A 19,695-nucleotide genomic window follows, 5' to 3' on the forward strand; every position below is an offset into this window, starting at 1 on the left:
GACGGTTTGATGGACGGGATATGGGGTGGCGGGCTGGGCATCAGCCTCGCAGTCCAGGAAGTAGGCAGGAAGGTGGCCCGGTCTTCGGACCGGACCGAAGAGGTGCTGTCGGGATTTCACCAGATCCAGCTGGAGGACTGGCAGTCGCCGGCCGGACAGGCATACCGGGATTCCGTGAGCCTTCAGGCGGTGGCAGTACGGCGGGCCCTGGACCGGATCCGGGAGGCTTCTGCCGCGGTGGCCGTCCATGCCCAGGCAGCCCTGACAGCCGATTGTCCAGCTGACGGACGGTTCTGATGGCGGACGCAACTCCCTCCGGCTCAGGCGGTCCCCTTCATGTTTCGCCGCCTCCTCCGGACGGGATCCTGACAATATCCGGAGGCGTGGGCGGCATTACGGTGCAGCTGGAGGAACTGGAGGCGGGGGCCGCGAAGCTGGATGGGCTCGCCAGGGGGCTCACCGCCGTTGAGGCGGAGCTTTTCGGGGCCTGGCAGGAGCTTTGTCCTTACCAGGACCAGCCCCGCGCCACAGGCTCCGCGGCGCTGATCGCGGTGGGGGAGGCGCGGGATGCGGTCCTGAAAGTCCGCCTGGAACTGCAGCGGATCAGTGGACAGGTGCGCAGCTGCAGGTGGGATTACGAAATGGCCGAATCCACTGCCCATATGCAGTGGATGCTCGGTCTGTCGGAACCGGACGTGGAACTGCAGAAGCACGTGGATTTCTGGCGGACAGGCTTCCTGAACGGTGATGCCACTGAATCAGTGCTGGCAAACGCCGTGACGGTCCTTCCCGGCATCAAACCGGCGGTTGGCTGGCTTGTCCCGTCGCTGCGCCCAGGCCCTGTAACAGTCAGGCAGGAAGAGCGCCTGCGCATCGACCTCGACGCCACCCCCGCCGGGCTGCTTGAGCGGGTCAGGCTGATTGAGGAGCGCGGCAGCGGCTACATCGAAGTTATCGAGGTGCATACCGGCGGCGGAAAGGCCTACGTCGTGGTGGTTCCCGGGACACAGATGAACGACGCCGACCACGGCACCAATCCTTTCGATCTTTCCGGCATTGTCGACGGGATGGGCAGCAACTCGGAACAGGTGAATGCCGCTGTCCTCCAGGCACTTCGGGCGGCCGGTGCGCAACCGGGAGCTGATGTGGTGGCGGTGGGATACAGCCAGGGCGGCATCCATGCCATGAACCTGGCGGCGGACGAGGACGTCCTCAGGGAGTACCGCATGAAGTACGTCCTGACTGCCGGATCTCCCGTTGCCCGCATCGCGCCCCCGCCGGAGGTCAGCACGCTTCACCTCGAACACCGCACGGACTGGGTGCCGGGCACTGATGGCCTGCCCAACCGGGACGCCCGGAACCAGGTCACCGTGACCGTGACCAATGACCTGTACGTGCGCGGCGGAGAAGACGCCGGCCTGGGGCCCGGGCACCGGCTGACCGGCTACGAGGAGGCGGCGGAGCTTGTGGGCGCCAGCAAGGATCCGTCGCTGGTCCAGTCCACCGCGGTACTGGGCGGGGTACTGGGCGCCGGCGGGGCGGCCACTGCCACCCGGTTTTCCTTGTCGAAGCCTCCGCCGCCCGCTCCGCCCATGGACCGGAGGGATCCCTTTTCCGGGCGGCCGCAGCCGGGGGCCAGGTAGGTGTTGATTCTCCTGGCTGTTGCCGCCCTTACGAAATCTGGGCGGCGTGCAATTCCACGCACCGGGTGGAGCGGGGCTGTTCGGGTTGCGGGGCAGGTGGGGAGGGCTGCGGGGCAGGCTGTGGAGGGGGTGCTGGAACGGGCGCCGGAGCGGGTGCCGGAGGGGCGCCCGGGCAGCGGTAGTTGTAGTCCAGGTTGTTCTCGGTGAACTGGGTTGTGGTGACGGTCCCGCCCGGGGTCAGGGGGTCGGACGCGCAATATTCCCTGGCGGACCAGGCCGAATCGGGGCCGGCCAGCCAGTTCCGGAGCGCGTATAGGTTGCTGCCAGGACTTACCCCGCCCACAATCTCGCCGAACTGGAAGGAAGTGGAATAGATCCCCACATCCGCGCCGGTCCCCTGCAGGTAGGCGGTCATGCCTTCCAGCTCAGCTGCATTGGCTGCCTTGTCCCATAACCAGCTGTTTCCGGTTTCAACATCCAGCCACCACAGCCGGCGTACCCCGCCGCCGTCCACCCCCTTCAGGATTGCGGCATCAACGGCAGCCATGGCGTAGCCGTGAACATAAGCGCAGGCCGGGGACGCGGTGCCGTCACACAATCCATACGGGTTGCTGACGGCGGCGCCACCGTAGGTGTTGTCTGCCGGCCACCATAACCCCTCCGCGGGCCCGGTTGCGGCCGTGTTCACATACACCGCCGCCGGCGTTCCACCGGCCGACTCCGCGCTCTGGTCCGCCCACGCCAGCTGGGCATCCAGGCACGGGTTGACCGTGTCCGGGCGGCCGCCGTTCACGCCCACGATCGCAAATGCCGGGGGCGCCGGAAGATCAGAGCCGCACTGCGGCCAGGAGATGTCATTGCCCAAAGGGCCGCCGCCCTGCAGGGCAGGGTCCGATTCTGCATGGGCGGGGTCGGCCTGCCATGTCATAAGCAGGCAGGCAGCGAGCAGCAACCTTATGGGCTTCATGGTGGGCCCCCGTTTTCCGGAACTGACAGCAACGGGCCTCTTGGGGCCCGGTTTGCAGCCTAGGCGGCTGGTCCCGTGGGGGTCATGGGTGGCAGGTACTGGAGTTTTTCCTGCTGTTCCGGGGAGCGGTACCTAGGGGGTACCTGTTCTCCGCCGTCCTCCTACTCGGGAGGGCAGGGCTTCCCGGGGGAGGGGCTCTTCGAAAGAGGGGCGATGCGCCGGGGAGTCAGCGCCGGCCGCCCGGCAGCAAACCCGCCACCAGGGACACCAGCGAGATGATGACCGCGGCCAGCAGCGCAGTCCAGAAGAAGGAATCGATCGTGAGGTGCACCGGCGTGTAAGTGCTGATCCAGGACGTCAGGTACAGCATGGCTGCATTGATGACGATGGCGAACAAGCCAAGGGTCAGGATGGTGATGGGAAGCGCGAGGAGCCGCACCAGCGGCCGCACGAAGGCGTTGACCACGCCAAAGATAAGGCCGATGAACAGGTAGGCCAGGACAATGCCGATCGTCCCGGTGTCCTGCGAAATGCCGGTCCTGGCTACGGCATCAGATGCCGCCGTGCTGGAGATGTCCATTCCCGGCAGCAGCCAGCTGGCCACCCACAGCGCTGCGGCATTGACGATGACCCGAAGGATGAATGAAGCCATGGCACCATGCTTCCATACCGTCCCATGGGGGAGGATGGCGGCGTGCCCCGATTTTTCGGGGACTGGCCCCCGGATTCCCACGGGACCTTGGACGTAGGCTAGGAGCCATGACTTCATCTGATACCAGGGCGGGCGGCATCGCACCCCGCCCGGTGCTGGACCGGCTGCCCCGCTACGCGGCAGGAAAACCGCCGGCCGCCGTCAGCGGTCTTGCCAGCTACAAGCTGTCCTCCAACGAAAACCCGCTGCCGCCCATCCCGGCCGTCCTCGAGGCCATCGCCGGCCAGACGGACTTCAACCGGTACCCGGACCCGCTGAGCAGCAAGCTCCGCGCGGCGCTCGCGGATTTCCTGGGCGTACCGGCGGAGGACATCGTCACTGGAGCGGGAAGCCTGGGTGCCCTGAACCAGATCCTGGCTGCTTTTGCCGGCCAGAACGAGGACGGCAAAGCGGACGAGGTCATCTATGCGTGGCGGTCCTTTGAGGCGTACCCCATCAGCGTGGGCCTGGCAGGCGCAGAGAGCGTACGCATTCCGGTGACCGCCGAGGGACGGCATGACCTCGAGGCCATGGCGGCCGCGGTGAGCGCCCGCACCAAAGTCATCCTGCTTTGCACGCCCAACAACCCCACCGGCCCTGCCCTTACTGCAGCCGAAACCGAAGCGTTTATCCGCTCCATCCCGGCAGACGTGGTGGTGGTCATCGATGAGGCCTATCAGGAGTTCGTCAGGGCGGAGGACGCCGTGGACGGGATCGACCTTTACCGGAAATATCCCAACGTGGTGGTGCTCCGTACGTTCTCCAAGGCGCACGGCCTGGCAGGGCTCCGCGTTGGCTACAGCGTCTCCAACCCCGGACTGACCCAGTACCTCAGGGTCGCCGCAACACCTTTCGCGGTATCCCAGATAGCCGAAAAGGCAGCAATCGTTTCCCTTGAGAACTACGCCCAGGTTGTGGAAAGGGTACAAAAACTCGTGGATGAGCGGACCCGGGTAACCGAGGGTCTCCGGGACCTGGGCTGGGCGGTCCCGGATGCCCAGGGAAACTTCGTCTGGCTCGCGCTTGGCGCCGAAAGTACTGCTTTCGCAGAGCTGGCGGGGACACGCGCCCTGTCCGTCCGGGCATTCGCCGGAGAGGGCGTGCGGGTCAGCATCGGAGAACCCGAAGCGAATACCCGATTCCTCCAGTTGTGTGCCGACTATACAAAGGCACCGGCAACTTCCTAGCACTTAACAAGTAGCCCTCCCGCTACTTACCGAAGATAAAGTTAGGATCAGTAAGCCAATGTATATGCCGTGCCGGGAATGTATTCCCCGTACGGCATATATCCCAGCGACATTGCATTGCATCCGGATGCGGCAAGCAAGGAGACGGTATGGGCACTCATCTGCCTTCCACCGAGTTCGACGGAACAGCGGTAGACGACCAGCGGGAAGCCGATGCTGAAGCCGTGATGGGCGAGCCCGCGGCCCAGATGGTGCAGCTACTCGGCCCCGACGGGAAACTGGGCACCGAGCCGGTCTTCAGCGACTACGCGGACAAGCTCACCCCTGAGGCCCTCCGCGGCCTGTACGCCGACATGGCCGCGATCCGCCGGTTCGACGTCGAAGCGACCGCCCTCCAGCGCCAGGGCCAGCTGGCGCTGTGGGTCCCGCTGACCGGCCAGGAGGCAGCACAGATCGGATCGGGCAGGGCCAGCCAGCCGCAGGACTACATCTTCCCCACCTACCGCGAGCACGGCGTGGCCCTCACGCGCAACGTGGACCTGGCCGAACTCCTGCGCCAGTTCCGCGGTGTTTCCAACGGCGGCTGGAACCCCAAGGACACCAACTTCCACCTGTACACGCTGGTCCTGGCTGCGCAGACCCTCCACGCCGTGGGCTACGCGATGGGGATCCAGCGTGACCAGAAGCTTGCCGCCGCATCTAACGCGGCAGGCAGGGAGCCGGATGCCGCCGTCATCGCGTACTTCGGCGATGGCGCCAGCTCGGAAGGCGACGTCCACGAGTCCATGGTGTTCGCTTCCTCCTACAAGGCCCCCGTGGTGTTCTTCTGCCAGAACAACCACTGGGCCATCTCCGTGCCCACCAACGTCCAGACCCGGGTTCCGCTGTCCAACCGGGCAAAGGGCTACGGGTTCCCCGGCATCCGGGTCGACGGAAATGACGTAATCGCCGTGCACGCAGTTACCGAGTGGGCCCTGGAGCACGCCCGCCAGGGCAAGGGGCCGGTCCTCATCGAAGCCTTCACCTACAGGGTCGGGGCGCACACCACGGCAGACGATCCCACCAAGTACCGGCAGTCGGCGGAGGAAGACGCCTGGCGCGCCAAGGACCCGCTTGCGCGCCTGGAGAAGTACCTGCGTGCCGAGGGCCTTGCGGACGACGCCTACTTCGCCAAGGTCAAGGCCGACGGCGACGAACTGGCCGCATACGTCCGGCGTACCGCCCACGACCTCGAAAACCCGGATATCCGGCAGGCCTTCGCCAACGTCTACAGGGAGGCCCACCCGCTGGTCGCCGAGGAACTGGCGTGGTTCGAGGAATACAGCGCAGGATTCGCCGGCGAGGAAGAGTCCGCCGGGCAGGCAGCAAAGGCAGGCCACTGATGACCACCATGACCATCGCGAAGGCCATCAACGAAGGCCTTCGCGCCACTTTGGCCGCACACCCCAAATCACTGCTGATGGGCGAGGACATCGGTCCGCTCGGCGGCGTCTACCGGGTCACGGACGGGCTGATCGGTGAGTTCGGCCCGGACCGCGTGGTGGACACCCCGCTGGCCGAGTCCGGGATCATCGGCACCGCCATCGGCCTGGCCCTCCGGGGATACAGCCCGGTCTGCGAGATCCAGTTTGACGGCTTCGTCTTCCCCGGCTTCAACCAGATCACCACCCAGCTCGCCAAAATCCATTCGCGCAGCAACGGAAACCTCAGCGTGCCCGTGGTCATCCGGATCCCATACGGCGGGGGCATCGGCTCCATTGAACACCACTCCGAATCCCCGGAGGCACTGTTCGCCCACACGGCGGGCCTGCGCATCATCACCCCGTCCAATCCGCATGACGCCTACTGGATGATCCAACAGGCCGTTGAATGCCAGGACCCGGTGATCGTCTTCGAACCCAAGCGCCGCTACTGGCTCAAGGGCGACGTTGATGTCGAGACACCCGGGCCGTCGGAGGATCCGTTCAAGGCCCACGTCCTTCGCGAGGGCACAGACGCCACCGTGGTGGCCTACGGCCCCCTGGTGCCCGTGGCGCTGGCAGCCGCGAACGCAGCGGAGGAGGACGGCAGGAGCATCGAGATCATCGACCTCCGGTCAATCTCCCCGATCGATTTCGACACCGTCACCGCCTCCGTCCAAAAGACCGGGCGGCTGATCGTCACGCACGAGGCTCCCACGTTCGGCGGAATCGGCGGCGAGATCGCAGCCCGGATCAGCGAGCGGGCGTTCCACTCCCTTGAGGCGCCCGTGATCCGCGTCGGCGGGTTCCATATGCCCTACCCCGTTGCCAAGGTGGAGGAAGACTACCTTCCGGACATCGACCGCATCCTGGAGGCGCTGGACCGCGCCCTCTCCTACTGAGGACACCATGACCCTGAACAAGTTCAACCTGCCCGACGTCGGCGAGGGCCTCACCGAGGCGGAAGTCGTCTCCTGGAAGGTCAAGCCCGGTGACACCGTCGCCGTCAATGACGTCATCTGCGAGATCGAAACCGCAAAGTCGATCGTGGAGCTGCCGTCCCCCTTTGCCGGAACCGTCACCGAACTGCTGGTGGAGGAAGGGGTGACTGTCGACGTCGGGACCGCCATCATCAGCGTCAGCGACGAAGTTTCCGGGGACCCGACCCCCGCCGATGTCCGCGCGCCGCAGGCCGTTCCCGCCGCCGGTACTCCCGCTGAATTTCCTGCCCAGCCGCTCTACGGCAAGCTGCCAGTGGATGCGGGGGAGGCCGGGAGCGCCGGTACCCCGTCCGCCGCTCCCCTGGTGGGGTCAGGACCCAAGGCCGACGCCGTCAAGCGGCGCCCGCGGAAGACTGCACCGGCGGCTGCCGTGACGGTCAACGCCCCCGAGGTTGAACCTGTCCAGCCCCGCACGCCCGCCGAGGTTTCCGCGGCGGAACCTGCCGCCGTCGACACCCGGCCAACCCTTGGCGGCACCATCACGGGCCTGGTCAACCGGGTGTTGGCCAAGCCCCCGGTCCGCAAAATTGCCCGCGACCTGGGCATCGACCTCGCCGACGTTGTTGCCACCGGTTCCCGCGGCGAGGTGACGCGCGAGGACCTGGTGAGCTACCAGGCGCAGCGTGACGCCGAACTGGACAAGGCGGACGGTTTCTGGGGCAAGGCCGGGAAGCCGCAGGACCAGCGCGTGGAAAGCATTCCGGTCAAGGGCGTCCGCAAGGCCACGGCAAAGGCGATGGTGGAATCAGCGTTCGCGGCACCGCACGTCAGCATCTTCGTGGACGTCGACGCAAGCCGCACCATGGAATTCGTCAAGCGCCTCAAGGCCTCCCGGGACTTCGAGGGCATCAAGGTCTCGCCGCTGCTGATCCTTGCCAAGGCCGTCATCTGGGCCGCCGCAAGGAACCCCAGCGTGAACGCAGCCTGGGTGGATAACGAGGACGGCAGCGCCGAGATCCAGGTCAAGCACTTCATGAACCTGGGCATAGCCGCGGCCACTCCGCGCGGCCTCATGGTTCCCAACATCAAGAATGCGCAGGACCTGTCCCTGAAGGAACTGGCCCTGGCGCTGAACGACCTTGCCACCACGGCCAGGGCCGGGAAGACCCAGCCGGCGCAGATGCAGGGCGGGACGCTGACCATCACCAACATCGGCGCCCTGGGCATTGACACCGGGACGCCCATCATCAATCCGGGCGAGGTGGCCATCGTTGCCTTCGGAACCATCAAGCAGAAGCCCTGGGTCCTGGACGGAGAGGTGATTCCCCGCTGGATCACCACCCTCGGGGGATCCTTCGACCACCGCGTGGTGGATGGTGACCTGTCCGCCCGCTTCATGGCCGACGTCGCAGCCATCCTGGAGGAGCCCGCGCTCCTCCTGGACTAGGGCGCCGGGTCAGGACGTGGCAATAGACAACGGGGCAATCCGGGTCAGGAACCGCACAGCCAGGTGGCTGACGGAGGTCTTCCAGCCTCCGGTGGTGGTTTCCCTGCAGCTGCTGATCAGCCCGCTGGCCCAGCCGGGTTTCCCGGGAACCATCGGCTACGGCGCGCTGGCGGCCCTCTTCGTGTGCGTGCTTCCGCTGATGGTGCTGCTGGTCCTGGTCAGGCTGGGCAAGGTCACGGACCACCATGTAAGCGACCGGAAGCAGCGTGCACCCGTGCTGCTGATGGCGCTGGGCTGCATCGCCGTAGGGCTGCTGGTACTGGGCGCCGTGGATGCGCCGGAGAGCGTCTTTGCGATGGTCCTGGCGGTGGTGGGCGGCGTGGCGGTACTGGCGGTGGTCAGTCCGTTTTGGAAGATGAGCGGCCACGCCGCTGCCGTGTCCTGCGCCGCCGTCGTATCCGTGCTGATGCTCGGCGCCGCGTGGGCACCGCTGCTGCTCCTGATCCCGGCAGTCAGCTGGTCACGTGTGGTTCTGCGGGCCCATTCCCTGGCCCAAGTGGTGGCCGGATCGCTCTTCGGGGGGCTGGTGATGGCCGGGATCTGGTGGGTGCTGCAGGGCTGGCTGGTGGCCTGAACGTTCAGGCTCCCAACCGGGCTTAGTAGGCGGCGTATGCGGTGAAAGCCTCGAGCATGGCCGGATCCGCGGTGGTTCCCAGCACAACAGCGGCGGCGGTCATCAGGCCACCCATGAGCGCGGCCATGCCGGCCCAGGCGCTCAGGAGCTTCCAGTCCTCGCGCAGGACGCTGCGCACGGTCTGCGGAAGCTGGAGCCCGGGGGTGATGAGGTTCGGTGCGCTGTCCAGGCTGCCGTCATCAAGGAGCGCAACCACCCGGTCATTGCTGCGGTCCACCCGCATGGAGCTGATGTGGTTGCCGTGGCGGGCCAGGAGGATGTCGTGGCCAACAAGCTGGCGGCGCTGCAAGGTGATCAAGGGGAGCCCTTCGCTGTGGGGTGGATTCGGCAGTGTCCACGCCTTTGGGGGCCCATCCAATTTTATCGTTGCGCCAGCAGCTGAATCGGTGATATTGCGGTGAGAACGGACACCCCCCGCAGCGATGTCCGCCACCACGGGGGGTGTCCTGCGTTACCCCAGGAGGGCTTCCGCGCGTTAGTCGGCGTCGTAGGTGTTGGCGATGTACACGTCGCACGGGGCGTTGTGGGCCACGCTGTTGGCCACGCTGCCAAGGACACGGCCGATGCCGTGCATGCGCCGGTTTCCCACGACGATCACGCGGGCATCCATGCGGACGGCTTCCTTGATGAGGGCGTCTGCGGGCCGTCCCCGGGCTGCGGAATAGGTGACCGGGACGTCGCGGCCCAGCGACTCAGCCACGGTCCGTGCCACCTGCTCTGCGGCGTCGGCATCGGACACGATCCACCGGTCGCTGCCGCTGCCGAAGACCTCGGTCCGGTCGCTGTCGAAGGCTGACACGACGTGCAGTGAAGCGCCCAGTCCTGCAGCCAGGTTCCTGGCCGACTCCGCCGCCCTCTTCGCGGTCTCGCTGCCGTCAACCCCTACAACGATGATTCCACCCATATGCATGCTCCTTTGCTCGGTTTTCGGCGTTCGTGTGGCTTACGCTACAGCGCCGCCATGGCTTCCTGCAGCACCGGCGCCAATCTGCGCACACCCTCGGCGATGGCGTCGGGGGGAACGGCGCTGAACGCGAGCCGCAGCTTGTTGGACGGTTCGTCCGACGGCGTGAAGGCGGCGCCGGGGATGAACACGACGCCGGCATCGATCGCCTTGTGCAGCAGCGGGTAGGTGTCAACGCCTTCGGGCAGGGTCACCCAGACGAAGAAGCCCCCCTGCGGGCTGGTCCAGGTGGTCCCCGCCGGCATGTACTCCTTGAGTGCTGCCAGCATGGCGCGGCAGCGTTCGGCATACAGCCCGCGGTAGGTTTCGATCTGGCCTTTCCAGTCGTAGTCGCGGAGGTAGGCGGAGACCAGCATCTGGTTCAGGGCCGGCGGGCAGAGCGTCACCGATTCCGCGGCGAGGTAATACCGGCGCTGCAGGTGTTCAGGCACCAGGGCCCAGCCGATGCGGAGGCCGGGGGCAAAGATCTTGGAGAAGGAGCCGAGGTAGATGACGTCGTCCGGGTTGGCGGCGCGCAGGGGAGGCAAAGGCTCACCTTCAAAGCGCAGCAGTCCGTAGGGGTTGTCCTCCAGGACCAGGATATTCGCCCTGCGGCATATATCGACCACCTGCTGGCGCCGTTCCCTGGCCAGCGTGATCCCGGAAGGATTGTTGAAGTTGGGGATGGTGTAGAGGAACTTGATGCTTTTGCCCGCAAGCTGCAGGGCCGCGATCCGCGCCTCCAGAAGCTCCGGGACCAGGCCGTACTGGTCCATCTCCACGGTCTCCACCCGCACCTGGTAGGCCTCAAAGGTGTTCAGCGCCCCCACGTAGGTGGGATCCTCCACCAGGACCACGTCTCCCGGATTGCAGAAGAGCTTGGTGGCCACGTCCTGGGCCGACTGTGAGCCTGCCGTGATCACCACGTTCTGCGGCAGGGCATCCAGGATTCCCTCGGCGGCCATGACCTCGCAGATCTGTGCCCGGAGCTCCGCGGTACCCTGCCCGGCGCCGTATTGAAGGGCCGTGAGTCCGTCGTCGGCAATGATTTTTGCCGCCGTCGCTGCCAGGCGGTCCAGGGGAAGTGACTGCAGGTACGGGCTTCCGCCCGCCAGGGAAACCAGTCCCGGCCGCATCGAGATGTCGAAAACATCCCGGACGGCCGACTGGCGGATGTTGGCCGCCCGCTCGGAAAACAGTCCCTCGTGGCGGTGGGCGGACGTGGCCGCGCGCTCGATCGCATCGATGGCTTCGGCGGGCAGAGTTCCGGCCGGGGCGTCAAGTGTTTCGTGGGTCACAGAGTCAGGATACAGCCCGTTGTTGCTTCCGAGGCAACATCTGTTTATACGCGATTTACGGCAGGCGGCGCGCTAATCCAGGCTCAGATAGTCCGACAGGCCTTCGCCGTTGATAAAGATGTCGGCCCTGATGGCACCTACGGCTTCGAGGGCGGTCTGGGTTAGCTGGGCCTCGATCCTGGGGAGGTCGCATGTTCCGCCCTGGTTCAGCGTTCCCGAAAGGTAAACGGTGACGGTGGTTCCGTCGAAGCTCCCGGAAAGGAACGTCAGCCGGGAAGAGCCCAGTGCGTTGTAGGCGTTCGCGGGCGGGCGGCCGCCACCCAGCAGGGCGCCGATTGCCGCCTTGAGCCGGGCGTCCCCGGAGCCTCCCGGCTGGGCGGAGCCAACCAGGCTGTCATTGCAGCCGAAGCGGACACCGTGCCTGCCGCCGTCGTCCACCATCACGAAATATGCCGTCACCGGGGGAGTCGCGGGCCCGGCGTTGGTGCCGGGGTCCGGAGGGGCCGTGGGACTGTCCGGATTTTCCCGCGCCGCTCCGGCCGTACCGGTGGAAGGGGTGGCCGGCGCCGTGGCGGGAAGGAGGGCCAGCGGGGCCCCGCTGGATCCGGCGCTGCCCCCGCTGGGCGTGCAGCCGGAGAGCAGGAGCGCCAGGCAGCCGGCGACCGCAGCCAGGGCACCGCGCCCACGCCCGTCCCCGCTCCATCTTTTTGCCATGCGGCACCGCAATCCGATCCGGTAGGTCCAGGGGATTAACGCTACGGCGGCGCCGGCCGGCGGAGATGTCCGCACGGTACCGGTTGAGACAAGAGTTGGTCACGGCAACACCGGATGCAGCAGCGCCCGGCACGCGGGCTGCGTGCCGGGCGCTGCGCCAGGGGGACTAGGCGGCGGGAGCTGCTGCGGCAAGGGTGTCGAAGATGCCCTTGATCTGCTCTACAACCTCAGCGTCGTCCTTGGGGTGGACTTCGGCGAAGCGCACCATGGAACCGGGGACGGCGAGCTTGACGTCCTCCAGGATCCGGGCACCTGCAATGCCGGCAGCCTTGCGGGCCTCATCCTGGGCCCAGACGCCGCCGTACTGGCCAAACGCGGTGCCGACGACGGCGGTGGGCTTGCCTGCCAGGGCGCCGGCGCCGAAGGGGCGGGACAGCCAGTCGATGGCGTTCTTCAGGGCGGCGGGAACCGTGCCGTTGTGCTCGGGGGTGACCAGCAGGACGGTGTCGGCTTCCTCGGCTGCGGCGCGCAGGGCTGCGGCGGCGGCAGGGACCTGGCCCTCGACGTCGATGTCCTCGTTGTAGAACGGGATGTTGCCCAGGCTCTCGTGGATCACCACGTCCACCTGCTCCGGGGCGTTGAGCTGGATGGCTTCGGCCAGCTTCTGGTTGGTGGACTCGGCGCGGAGGCTGCCGACAAGGGTAAGTACTGTGCTCTTGGTCATGGGAACTCCTGGCTAGGGGAGCGGCGGGGGCCGCTATCGGTCAAACTTCGGGCTCGCGGAGCCTTCACCAGACTAAACGGACCGTAGTCCGTTTATATTCCCCATGCTTACACTGTCTGTGTGAGTTCCATCCCAGTGCGGCCGGGAATGACCCCGGTAACGGCCGCGGAACGCAGCGATGCTGCCCGCAACCGGGAACGCCTCCTGCTGGCTGCCCGGGAACTGATCGAGCAGGGCGGAGCCGCTGCGCTCACCATGGACCGGCTGGCCGAACAGGCCGGCGTGGGCAAGGGCACCGTCTTCCGCCGCTTCGGCAGCCGGGCCGGGTTGATGCTGACCTTGCTGAACGACTCCGAGGCCGCGTTTCAAGCCCGGTTCCTGTTCGGACCGCCGCCACTGGGGCCAGGTGCTCCGCCGCTCGACCGGCTGATCGCCTTCGGAACCGAGCGGATCGCCTACGTGGTGGAATACGGGGACCTGGTGCTTGCTGCCGGAAATGCTTCCAGGGGAAAGTTCGAAGTACCTGCCGCCGCCCTCTGGGACCGGCATGTGGAGATGCTGCTGCGCGAAGGCGGGATGGATTCCCCGGAACCCTGGCTGATGGCCGGATCCCTCAACGCCACCCTCGATCCCGAGCGGCTCCTGCACCTGATCCGTGAACATGGCGTCACACGCGAACGGCTGGCAACATCCTGGCGCGACCTTGTGACACGGGTTGTCACGGGCGCGTAGGTTACGCGATGGCGTTCCCCCACGTCCAGTCATGCGGGCTTCACAGAACTATTCATAACGATCTGATACGGCGCGTCCAATTTCCGGGGATTCCCGCACTTTTCGGGTTGGGGCTTGTGATAGTTTCCTCTGGAATGTGACCCGCGACATAGTCCACCAGGACCTGCCCTAAGGGCTGCGGGAGGCCAGCTACCCGCTGGTGCAGGACCCGGTGAGGCGGCACAACCCGTGCTTGTCCGGGGAAGACGGAAGGATCCAGCAGCGCTCATGCTCAAGTACCTCGCCAAGCGCGGCATCACGTATGTGGTGATGATCTTCCTCACCACGTCCGCCGGCTACTTCCTGGCCGTCAGCTCGCTTAAGCCGGCGCTGCTCGAGCAGGAACGGATCCCCCGGCCCACCCCGGAGCAGGTGGCCAATTCCATGCGGCTGAAGGGCCTGGACCCGGACCTCAGCCCGTGGGAGCGCTACGTTGACTGGCTCACCGGAATCGTCACCCGCTGGGACTGGGGCCGCAGCCCCAACGGCGCCTACATCAACGCCGAGTTCGGGGACCGGGTCTGGATTTCCACCCGGCTTTTCCTGGCATCGATCATCCTGACCCTGGTCATCGGCGTCGCGCTCGGCGTCTATTCGGCGGCACGCCAGTACAAGTTCCAGGACCGGGTCATCACGTCCTACAGCTACCTCGCGTACATCGTGCCGGCGCCCATCGCCTACTTCCTGGTGCAGCTGGGCGCCATCAACATCAACGAATCCGTGGGCGACCGGATCTTCTTCGTCACCGGCATCTCCACCCCCGGCATCGCGCCGGGCTGGGCCCAGTTCGTGGACATGCTGGCCCACTATGCAGTCCCCACGGTTGCCATCACCCTTGTGGGGTGGGGCGCGTACCAGATTGCCCAGCGGCAATACCTGCTGGACAACGTGAACGCCGACTTTGTCCGCACCGCACGCGCCAAGGGGCTAACCCGCAACCAGGCCATTGCCCGGCACGCACTGCGCGTCTCCTTCATTCCGGTGGCCCAGAGCATCGCCTTCACCATCCCGGCCATCTTCGCCGGCGGCTTCTTCGCGGAAAAGATCTTCGCCTGGCCGGGTGTGGGGTCCTGGAGCATCGACGCCATCTCGCTGCAGGACGTCAACGCGGCCACGGCCACCTTGGCATACGGCTCCGTGATCTTCGCCCTGGGCGCCATCCTCGCGGACTTCGCCACCACGCTTGTCGACCCGAGAGTGCGGGTGCAGTAGCCATGACCAACCTGAACGCCGTTGACCCGGCAGCAGTGGCGCAGGACGCGCACCTGGAAAGCGCCGACGTCGTCATTGGCAAAACCACCATCATCTTCCGCCGCTTCCTGCGCAACAAGACCGCAGTGGCCGGCCTGGCCATCTTCCTGGCCCTGACCGTTTTCTCGTTCATCGGCGGTTTCTTCACCCAATGGGACAAGGAAACCATCGACCCCTTCAACATCGGCATGCCCCCGTCGGCCGACCACTACCTCGGGACGTCGCAGGCAGGGATCGACCTGTACGCCATGACCGTGGAGGGCACCAGGATTTCCATCCTGATCGGCCTGGTGGTGGGACTGGTGTCGGTCCTGATTGCCGCGGTCTACGGCTGCACCATGGCCTACTTCGGCGGCAAGGTGGACAAGGTCATGCTGTTCATCCTCGAAGCGCTGATCATGATGCCGGCGCTCCTGGTGGTTGCTGTAGCCACCAGCGGCGGCGGTGCAGGCCTGAAACGCGACCTGCCCTCGTGGCTTCTGCTCATCATCGTCCTGCTGGTGTTCAGCTGGATGGGCACCGCCCGCCTGATCCGCTCCATGTCCATGTCGCTGATGCAGCGTGACTTCGTCAAGGCGGCCCAGTACATGGGTGTCCCGCCGCGCCGGATCGTTTGGCTGCACCTGGTGCCGAACATCGGCTCGCTGCTGATCCTGGACATCACCCGCGGCGTCACCGCAGCCATCCTGGCCGAGGTCGCCTTCTCCTTCATCGGCATCGGCATCAAGGTCCCGGACGTGAGCCTGGGCGTGCTGATCGGCCAGGCCACCTCCCAGGTGCAGACCTTCCCCTGGATGTTCTGGGTGCCGCTCACCGTAATGTTCCTGCTGACCGGCTCCCTGGCCATGATGAACGACGGCCTGCGCGACGCCTTTGACCCCAGCTCAACTTCCAGCGGCAAGGCAAAGAAAGCCAAAACCCGGAAAATCACCGCGGAAAAGAAGGCGGCATGAGCAGCGAAACCACTACCGGAGCCACGGACCCATCGCGTCCAGCCGTGGAGCGCCTGCACGTGGCAGGGCTCCACGCCCCCGGCGACGCCGTCCTGTCCGTCCGCGACCTGAACGTCCGCTTCAATACGGAGAACGGCATTGTGCACGCCGTCAGGGGCGTCGACTTCGACCTGATGCCGGGCAAGACGCTGGGGATTGTGGGCGAATCGGGGTCCGGCAAGTCCGTCACCTCGCTGGCCGTCATGGGGCTCCTCCCGCCCACGGCCCAGGTCTCCGGCTCCGTCCGGCTCAAGGGCCGGGAACTGCTGGGCCTCAGCGACAAGGACATGTGCAAGTACCGCGGCAACGACCTCGCCATGGTCTTCCAGGACCCGCTGTCATCCCTCACCCCGGTGTTCACCGTGGGCACCCAGATCATCGAAGCGCTCACCATCCACCACCCCACCATGAGCAGGACGGCCAAGGAAGCCCGCGCCGTCGAACTTCTGGCCATGGTGGGGATTCCCAGCCCCAAGGACAGGCTGAAGGCCTTCCCGCACGAATTTTCCGGCGGCATGCGCCAGCGCGTGATGATCGCCATCGCCATAGCCAACAACCCCCGGGTCCTGATCGCCGATGAGCCCACCACGGCCCTGGACGTCACCATCCAGGCCCAGGTCCTGGAGGTGCTCCACACGGCGCAGGAGGAGACCGGCGCCGCCGTCGTCATGATCACGCACGATCTTGGCGTGGTGGCCGGGATGGCCGACGACATCATGGTCATGTACGCAGGCAGGCCGGTGGAAACCGGTGCCGTGGATGACATCTACTACAACCCGCGGATGCCCTACACCATGGGCCTGCTGGGCGCCGTGCCCCGCGTGGATGTGGCAGAGAAATCCTCGCTCGTTCCCATCGAGGGCATGCCGCCCAACCTGCTGCACGCCCCCACCGGCTGCTCGTTCGCTGCCCGCTGCCCCCTGGCCTCGGAGGCGTGCCTGGACGGTGAGCCCGCCCTGGCACCCGTTGACGACGGCGCCCGGCACCGCGCGGCGTGCATCAAGTCCGGCTCACTCGGCGGAACCGTGGATGTGCACGACGTATTCGCTGCGCCGCCCGTGCCGGTGTCCCGCTTCGATGCCATTCCCAGGGAGGAGCGGTCCACCGTCCTACAGCTCACGGACGTGCGGAAACACTTCCCGCTGACCAGGGGCGCCCTGATCAAGCGGAGGATCGGCACGGTTAAGGCCGTGGACGGCCTGAGCTTCGATATCCGCGAAGGCGAATGTTTCTCCATCGTGGGCGAATCCGGATCCGGAAAGACCACCACGCTGCTGGAAATCATGGAGTTCCACCCGGACCAGGACGGCGAGGTGGTCATTGGCGGCCTGAGCAACAAGCAGGCGGCCGATGCCCGGACCAAAGCCAAAATGCGGCGCGAACTCCAGATGGTGTTCCAGGACCCCACGGGCGCACTGGATCCGCGGTTCACGGTGTACGAAGTCCTTGCCGAGCCCCTGCAGAACGCGGGCATGGACCGGGCCGCGATCAGGAAGCGGATCATGGAGCTGATGAAGCTCGTGGGCCTGCAGCCGGACCACGTCAACCGCTTCCCCAACCAGTTCTCCGGCGGCCAGCGCCAGCGGATCGGGATAGCCCGCGCACTGGCCGTGAACCCCAAGCTGGTGGTCCTGGACGAGCCCGTCTCGGCCCTCGACGTTTCAGTTCAGGCCGGAGTCATCAACCTGCTGGACCACCTGCGCGCCGAACTGGGCCTGAGCTACCTGCTCGTGGCGCACGATCTCTCGGTGGTCCGCCACATCTCCAACCGGGTGGCCGTCATGTACCTGGGAAAGATCGTGGAGATCGGCGCCGTGGAACGGGTGTTCGACAACCCCCGCCACCCCTACACCCGCGCCCTCCTCTCCGCGATCCCCGTGCCGGATCCCCAGCTGGAACGCACCCGCGAACGCATCATCCTCCAGGGAGACCTGCCCTCGCCGCTGCAGGCACCGAAGGGCTGCAATTTTGCCACCCGCTGTCCCGTCTTCGCCGCACTCCCGCCGGCCAAGCAGGAGAAGTGCCTCACCCTTGAACCGCCCCTGGAAACGGCGTCCTCCGCCACGGACCAGCAGTTCGCCTGCTTCTTCCCGGACGGGGAGCTGGACGAGGACATGCTGGTGGTCCACGAACCGGTAGACCACCATGCGCCCTAGGATTTTTCGACCCCAAAGCACCACCACTCGCACCAATGAAGGGAAAACCATGAGGAAACTGAACAGGATCGGCGGAGCTGCAGCCGTTGCTGCGGCCCTGGCGCTGACGGCCTGCGGCGGTGGCGGTGCCAGCGGCCCCGAAACAGCCAAAGGACAGGAATCCGGAAGCGACCTGTCCAAGCTGATCAGCATCAACGAGAAGCCGGCGTCCGACCTCCAGCAGGGCGGCAAGGTCACCCTTCCGCTGGGCAACATCGGCCCGGACTTCAACGGATTCTCCAACAACGGCAACAGCGCGGACAACTCCGCCCTGCAGATCCCCATGAACCCGATCGCCATGAACAGCGGCGGCATCGGCGGCTGCTGGAAGGTTGACTTCAAGGGCAAGGTCACGCCCAACACGGACTTCTGCGAGTCGGTGGACAGCGTGGTCAAGGACGGCAAGCAGACCATCACCATCAAGGTGAACCCCAAGGCCACCTACAACGACGGCACGCCCATTGACGTCAAGGCCTTCAAGAACACCTGGAACATCCTCAAGAGCCCGGATGCCGGCTACGACATCGTCAGCTCGGGCGCCTATGAGTTCGTTGACTCCGTCGAGGCGGGCAGCAGCGACAAGGAAGTCATCGTCAAGACCAGCCGCCCGGTCTTCCCCGTGGATTCGCTCTTCTTCGGACTCATCCACCCGGCCGTCAACACCCCGGAGATCTTCAACGAGGGCTTCAACGGCAACATGCACCCGGAGTGGATGGCCGGCCCCTTCAAGCTGGACCAGTACGACACCGCCGCCAAGACGGTCACCATGGTTCCGAACGACAAGTGGTGGGGCCAGAAGCCGGTCCTGGCCAACGTGACCTTCCGCCAGCTGGAAACCAGCGCACAGATCGCCGCCTTCAAGAACGGTGAGATCGATGCCATGTCCGCCAACACCATCTCGCTCTACAAGCAGCTGGACGGCACCAAGGATGCGGACATCCGCCGCGGCCAGCGCCTCTTCGCCGGCGGCCTGAACCTGAATGCCCAGCGCATCACCGACGTCAACGTCCGCAAGGCCATCTTCGCTGCCGTGGACCGCGAAGCCCTCCGCAAGGTCCGCTTCAACGGCCTGAACTGGGAGGAGCCCAGCAGCGGTTCCATGATGCTCCTGCCGTTCTCGGAGTACTACCAGGACAACTACCCGGTCAAGGAAACCGGTGCCGATGCCGCCAAGAAGGTCCTCACTGACGCCGGCTACACGGCCAACGCCAACGGCATCATGGAGAAGGACGGCAAGCCCGCTGCCTTCAAGATCAGCAACTTCGGCGACGACCCCACCACCCTGGCCGTGGCACAGACCCTGCAGAAGCAGCTCCAGGCCGGCGGCATGGATGTGGGCATTGACCAGCGCGCCTCCGCCGACTTCGGCAAGGTGCTGGGCAGCCGCGAGTTCGACCTGAGCATCTCCGGCTACACCGTGGGCCCGGATGCCACCGACGCCGTCAAGCAGTACTACGACTCCAAGGTCAACGAGAACAAGCTGGGCGACGCCGAGCTGGACAAGAAGATCGCCGACCTCGCCTCCATCGAGGACAACGCAGCCCGCAACAAGGCAGCCATGGACGTGGAGAAGGAGCACATGGCCAAGTACTACTCCATGGGCGTGGTCTTCAACGGCCCGCAGATCTCCTTCGTCCGCACCGGACTGGCCAACTACGGTCCGTCCCTCTTCCAGAGCACCTCGCAGGTCCCGGACTGGACCACCATCGGCTGGGTCAAGAAGTAACCCCCCGCAGCCCGATCGACAAGCCGGCACCCCTGGTCTTCCAGGGGTGCC

At 66.0% G+C, this 19,695-nt stretch carries 19 protein-coding genes; 12 read left to right on the forward strand and 7 right to left on the reverse strand.

The genetic code is table 11. From position 1 onward, the window contains the following. Positions 1-9 precede the first annotated feature (9 nt). Together PUN51_RS17880 and PUN51_RS17885 are read left to right on the forward strand one after the other, a co-directional pair. Complete coding sequence (locus tag PUN51_RS17880; protein WP_224023758.1) at positions 10-297, forward strand: hypothetical protein; 288 nt, start codon at positions 10-12, stop codon at positions 295-297. 86 nt (positions 298-383) lie between these two features. Continuing rightward, positions 384-1,643, forward strand: coding sequence for a hypothetical protein (locus PUN51_RS17885; protein WP_224023756.1), 1,260 nt, complete (start codon positions 384-386; stop codon positions 1,641-1,643). Between the two features lie 28 nt (positions 1,644-1,671). Here the strand turns inward: PUN51_RS17885 and PUN51_RS17890 are convergent, their stop codons facing one another. After that, positions 1,672-2,610 (reverse strand): hypothetical protein, encoded by a 939-nt coding sequence (locus PUN51_RS17890; RefSeq protein WP_275181974.1) that lies wholly within the window; start codon positions 2,608-2,610, stop codon positions 1,672-1,674. Between the two features lie 226 nt (positions 2,611-2,836). Further along, positions 2,837-3,262, reverse strand: a complete 426-nt coding sequence (locus tag PUN51_RS17895; RefSeq protein ID WP_224023752.1) for a phage holin family protein — start codon at positions 3,260-3,262, stop codon at positions 2,837-2,839. Between the two features lie 107 nt (positions 3,263-3,369). Here PUN51_RS17895 and PUN51_RS17900 point away from each other — a divergent pair, with 107 nt between their 5' ends. The 5 genes from PUN51_RS17900 to PUN51_RS17920 all read left to right on the forward strand — a co-directional run bounded on the left by PUN51_RS17900 (position 3,370) and on the right by PUN51_RS17920 (position 8,970). Next, the gene (locus PUN51_RS17900) at positions 3,370-4,488 is read left to right on the forward strand and encodes a histidinol-phosphate transaminase (protein ID WP_275181975.1); all 1,119 of its coding nucleotides are present in this window, start codon (positions 3,370-3,372) and stop codon (positions 4,486-4,488) included. A 149-nt stretch (positions 4,489-4,637) separates the two neighbouring features. After that, positions 4,638-5,870: a pyruvate dehydrogenase (acetyl-transferring) E1 component subunit alpha gene (pdhA, locus tag PUN51_RS17905; protein WP_275181976.1), complete on the forward strand. Its 1,233-nt coding sequence runs from the start codon at positions 4,638-4,640 to the stop codon at positions 5,868-5,870. Next, entirely contained in the window at positions 5,870-6,850 is a 981-nt protein-coding gene (locus tag PUN51_RS17910; RefSeq protein ID WP_275181977.1) for an alpha-ketoacid dehydrogenase subunit beta, read from the forward strand. Before pdhA ends, PUN51_RS17910 begins: the two co-directional genes overlap by 1 nt. Before the next feature lie 7 nt (positions 6,851-6,857). Then, on the forward strand, positions 6,858-8,336 hold the full coding sequence (locus tag PUN51_RS17915; RefSeq protein ID WP_275181978.1) for a dihydrolipoamide acetyltransferase family protein: 1,479 nt from the start codon (positions 6,858-6,860) through the stop codon (positions 8,334-8,336). Between the two features lie 16 nt (positions 8,337-8,352). After that, entirely contained in the window at positions 8,353-8,970 is a 618-nt protein-coding gene (locus PUN51_RS17920) for a phosphatase PAP2 family protein (protein WP_159629646.1), read from the forward strand. A gap of 22 nt (positions 8,971-8,992) precedes the next feature. Here the strand turns inward: PUN51_RS17920 and PUN51_RS17925 are convergent, their stop codons facing one another. From PUN51_RS17925 to PUN51_RS17945, 5 genes are all read right to left on the reverse strand, one after another. Further along, complete coding sequence (locus PUN51_RS17925) at positions 8,993-9,328, reverse strand: hypothetical protein (RefSeq protein WP_159629648.1); 336 nt, start codon at positions 9,326-9,328, stop codon at positions 8,993-8,995. Between the two features lie 177 nt (positions 9,329-9,505). Then, positions 9,506-9,934: a universal stress protein gene (locus PUN51_RS17930; protein WP_159629650.1), complete on the reverse strand. Its 429-nt coding sequence runs from the start codon at positions 9,932-9,934 to the stop codon at positions 9,506-9,508. Between the two features lie 44 nt (positions 9,935-9,978). After that, a complete protein-coding gene (locus PUN51_RS17935) occupies positions 9,979-11,271 on the reverse strand; it encodes an aminotransferase-like domain-containing protein (protein ID WP_224023743.1) in 1,293 nt (430 codons plus the stop codon). A gap of 72 nt (positions 11,272-11,343) precedes the next feature. Beyond that, positions 11,344-11,985 carry a GerMN domain-containing protein gene (locus PUN51_RS17940; protein WP_224023741.1) on the reverse strand — a complete coding sequence of 214 codons (642 nt, stop codon included), beginning with the start codon at positions 11,983-11,985 and terminating at the stop codon, positions 11,344-11,346. Positions 11,986-12,151: 166 nt separating this feature from the next. Next, positions 12,152-12,709, reverse strand: a complete 558-nt coding sequence (locus tag PUN51_RS17945; protein WP_159629654.1) for an NAD(P)H-dependent oxidoreductase — start codon at positions 12,707-12,709, stop codon at positions 12,152-12,154. Between the two features lie 120 nt (positions 12,710-12,829). On the opposite strand from PUN51_RS17945, the gene PUN51_RS17950 reads away from it, so the two are divergent. The 5 genes from PUN51_RS17950 to PUN51_RS17970 all read left to right on the forward strand — a co-directional run bounded on the left by PUN51_RS17950 (position 12,830) and on the right by PUN51_RS17970 (position 19,644). Beyond that, positions 12,830-13,441 (forward strand): TetR/AcrR family transcriptional regulator, encoded by a 612-nt coding sequence (locus PUN51_RS17950; RefSeq protein ID WP_374114974.1) that lies wholly within the window; start codon positions 12,830-12,832, stop codon positions 13,439-13,441. 267 nt (positions 13,442-13,708) lie between these two features. Beyond that, entirely contained in the window at positions 13,709-14,692 is a 984-nt protein-coding gene (locus PUN51_RS17955; protein ID WP_224023739.1) for an ABC transporter permease, read from the forward strand. 2 nt (positions 14,693-14,694) lie between these two features. Beyond that, positions 14,695-15,684, forward strand: a complete 990-nt coding sequence (locus tag PUN51_RS17960; protein ID WP_275181979.1) for an ABC transporter permease — start codon at positions 14,695-14,697, stop codon at positions 15,682-15,684. Beyond that, a complete protein-coding gene (locus PUN51_RS17965) occupies positions 15,681-17,879 on the forward strand; it encodes an ABC transporter ATP-binding protein (protein ID WP_224023735.1) in 2,199 nt (732 codons plus the stop codon). Before PUN51_RS17960 ends, PUN51_RS17965 begins: the two co-directional genes overlap by 4 nt. 49 nt (positions 17,880-17,928) lie before the next feature. Then, complete coding sequence (locus PUN51_RS17970; RefSeq protein ID WP_224023733.1) at positions 17,929-19,644, forward strand: ABC transporter family substrate-binding protein; 1,716 nt, start codon at positions 17,929-17,931, stop codon at positions 19,642-19,644. Positions 19,645-19,695: the final 51 nt, after the last annotated feature.

The sequence above is a fragment of the Arthrobacter sp. NQ4 genome (genome assembly GCF_029077345.1).
Lineage (GTDB): Bacteria > Actinomycetota > Actinomycetes > Actinomycetales > Micrococcaceae > Arthrobacter.